This is a genomic window from Photorhabdus viridis (assembly GCF_040256935.1).
GTDB lineage: Bacteria > Pseudomonadota > Gammaproteobacteria > Enterobacterales > Enterobacteriaceae > Photorhabdus > Photorhabdus viridis.
Genome location: NZ_JBEJZY010000113.1, coordinates 1 through 3,074, shown reverse-complemented (window position 1 = coordinate 3,074; position 3,074 = coordinate 1). Strand labels below are relative to the sequence as shown.

The 3,074-nt window shown below is 33.1% G+C and carries 3 protein-coding genes and 1 pseudogene; 3 read left to right on the top strand and 1 reads right to left on the bottom strand.

Going from position 1 to position 3,074, the window contains the following annotated elements; all coding sequences use genetic code 11:
* Positions 1-681 (bottom strand): annotated as a pseudogene (locus ABR397_RS22165) (ISAs1 family transposase); the annotation flags it as partial.
* A 320-nt stretch (positions 682-1,001) separates the two neighbouring features.
* Here ABR397_RS22165 and ABR397_RS22160 point away from each other — a divergent pair.
* From ABR397_RS22160 to ABR397_RS22150, 3 genes are all read left to right on the top strand, one after another.
* Positions 1,002-1,373 carry a hypothetical protein gene (locus ABR397_RS22160; protein WP_350307603.1) on the top strand — a complete coding sequence of 124 codons (372 nt, stop codon included), beginning with the start codon at positions 1,002-1,004 and terminating at the stop codon, positions 1,371-1,373.
* A gap of 120 nt (positions 1,374-1,493) precedes the next feature.
* Complete coding sequence (locus ABR397_RS22155) at positions 1,494-2,204, top strand: ABC transporter ATP-binding protein (protein ID WP_350307602.1); 711 nt, start codon at positions 1,494-1,496, stop codon at positions 2,202-2,204.
* Complete coding sequence (locus ABR397_RS22150; protein WP_350307604.1) at positions 2,201-2,788, top strand: ABC transporter ATP-binding protein; 588 nt, start codon at positions 2,201-2,203, stop codon at positions 2,786-2,788. The genes ABR397_RS22155 and ABR397_RS22150 overlap by 4 nt, the downstream gene beginning before the upstream one ends.
* Positions 2,789-3,074 lie beyond the last annotated feature (286 nt).

Here is a 3,074-nt window from a genome sequence, read left to right as displayed (position 1 = left end):
GTCCATGCCCCTTGCTTTTCTCCGTAAACTCAGCCAGTTCGTCGTTATCATAATGCGCCGCAAAATGCGATTTAACAAACCCAGAGAGAGTTTTTTGATTCCCTTTGACGCTAACAATAAAATCGCCGCCTCGTTGGGTAATTAACTCAAGGGTTTCCTTCTGACAATGCAGGGCATCCAGCGTGACAATCGCCCCATCAAGCGCCAATAATTCAATCAGTTGTCTTGCAATAGGGCCTTCCTGACCTTTACTTTCGGCTGCCCGATGGTACAGGGCAACACCCGATTCCACATCATAAGCACTGACCACATGCAGGGCTTCAAACAAGGTTCCTTTACAGGTCCCCCTCATTGTTTTTCCATCAATGGCGATGAGACTTTTTCCGGCTTTAACCCGGCGTCGGTTGATCCAGGCATAAAAGGCTTCGACCAGTGCATCTTGTTCTATCATTTTGATAATATTCGCAATACAGTGGCGGCGAGGAATACCGTGAGTAAAGTTGGTATATTGTTTAAGCCACTCGAATTGTATCTCACCAAATGCCTGGATTGATTTCCAGCCAGAAGCCCCACATAACACAGCGGAAAAAAAGCTAAAAAAATCACATCCATTAATTCATGTTTTTTATTGATGTCAGAACGTGGGTCATCTATCTTGCTGATAAAGTTGAAAATACTCATTATAAAGATCACGCTTTTATAGAATAGAGAGATCTTAACGTTTTAATGAGAGAAGTGGCTATAAAAAGTTATATTTTGGTCTTTATTTAACCCAAATAACCTTGTTAAAATTGTGAGATCTCGCCCTGCCCACTTGAATTGAGTCGGTGTCTATATACGTTATTTAGCAGTTATATTGCAATTTATTTATTTTAAAAATACATAATCTTTTCATAATGTATTTTAATTAAGTTTTCTAATTGGGTAATGAACTAACTTGTTGCTGAATTCACGGTTATTTCATTTTTGTAACTTATATTAATATTATCCAGGTATTTAGCATGAAAATTGATATGGCATTGAAAGATAACTTTGCAACAGGTTATATAAAATCCTTATTACTATACTCTTTACTATTAAGTGTCATTAGTTCTTTTGCTGCATTTTTCATGCAGTATCTGATTGACGCGGTTATACCATCAGGTGACTTGCGTTTTTTATTTGTTTTTATGATATCTTATATATTATATGAATCATTCAATATGATACTAACTTATTTGACTGCTCGCTTTAGAGCATCACTGGAAAAATATTTGGACTTTTATTATTTAGATAAATATTTACTTGCTTTGATTACTACAAAATTATCTATATTGAATGACTATAATAAAGGTGGATTGATTCAAAGGATTTATGATGCTCAAAATATTTAAAAGTATTATTTGACTCTGCTAATAGATATTGTTGTTAAGCTTATTACGATTTTAATATTATCAATCATAGTGCTATATGTTAGCCCTCTAGTTGTCAGTTTTTTGATCTTAGGAATGATTATGCTGGTGGTTGTCTATTTTTTGTCTGTCAAGAAAATGATTATTTTAGAAGAGCAGCGTTTTAAAATAAAATCAAATTTTATTTCAATTATGGATGATATTATTGAAGGAAGGGAAACGATACGAGGCAATAATTATCGAAACAGGATTCTGGATAGATGTGTTGACAGGATGAGTGATTTTTTGAATAGGGAGAAAAATGTTGCATTACTTGTTGCTGGTGTGAAAAGTAAAACTCTAACAGTTAACACAATCATTGGTACTGTTATTAGATGTGTCATGGTTATTAGCATTATTAGATATAGTAGTTTTTCACTAGGTGTAATGTTGACATTAATTGCTTTTACAGAAATGTCTCTAAAACATACAATGCAGATTTTAGTTTCTTTTATGGAGTTGAAAAGATCAAGCATTACTCTTGAAAGATATAAAGAATTCATGGGGAATAATGTTGTAGATGAGAATTTATTGAATACTGAATTAGATGATAATATTGTTAGTGTAGACGAAATTACAGTGAGGAATCTTCATATTGGTACTAATGGAAATATCGTCTGTAAAATTCCGGATCTTACCTTTCAAAGTAATAAGATATACCCAATAGATTTCAAGATGCATCGCGACGGCAAGGGAGTGAATCCCCGAGAGCATAGCGAATTATGTGACCGGGGTGAGCGAGTGCAGCCAACAAAGAGGCAACTTGAAAGATAACGGGTATATATAAAATAATAGGACAGAATGGTATTGGTAAGAAAAATTTATGTAAGACTTTGATTGGTTTGATTCCATCTGTAAATGGATCTGTGAATTTTTATGTTTCTGATAAAACTATTAAGCCTGAAATTCATATAAATCAATGCTCTGCATACTTCCCACAAGATATACTCTTTACTACAAGTATTATTGAAAATATTACATTAGGAAGAAACGTTGATAGGAATAAAGTTGAGAGTATGCTTAAAAAGTTAAATTTATGGCAGACAATAGATAGCCTGCCTGAAAAACTAGATACCGTTATTAGTGATAAGGTTAACCCTTTTTCTGAAGGACAAAGACAAGTATTACTCTTTTTACGAGGCTATCTGTCAGATAAATCGGTATTGATATTTGATGAAATATTTAGAGGAATTGATAATGAAAATGCTAAAGTCGTAAGTAAATTAATTTCAGAAAAAGAAGGTTGTATTATATTCTATATCGCTCATGATTTTACTATCGATTGTGAAAATCATGAAGTGTTAGAGCTGAAAAGTGAAAGGGACTATGATTTCTTCAAGCTAAATAGCTTTCCATAATACTGATACACCCATGTCTTTTGTTTTCTTTTTGAACAACATTGGTTCTGTAGCCTATCTCATTGATTCTACGGACCGCTTGGATGAAAAGGCTGTATATCTTGGTACACAAGGGCTGGTTGGAAGTGGAGCATAATTATGAAAACTTATTTAGAGGCTTATGAATAAATTAAACTCTAATAATGAAGTTAAGTCAGAACTGCATAAAGAATATAAATTAATTATAAATATAACATTTTTTTGCTGATTATATGTTTTGCTTTATCTTTTGTTGTGACTATAAAGA

Bases quoted from the DNA above. Each gene is read 5' to 3' on its own strand.
- ABR397_RS22160 (WP_350307603.1), top strand. From the start codon at position 1,002: ATGAAAATTGATATGGCATTGAAAGATAACTTTGCAACAGGTTATATA.
- ABR397_RS22155 (WP_350307602.1), top strand. From the start codon at position 1,494: ATGCTGGTGGTTGTCTATTTTTTGTCTGTCAAGAAAATGATTATTTTA.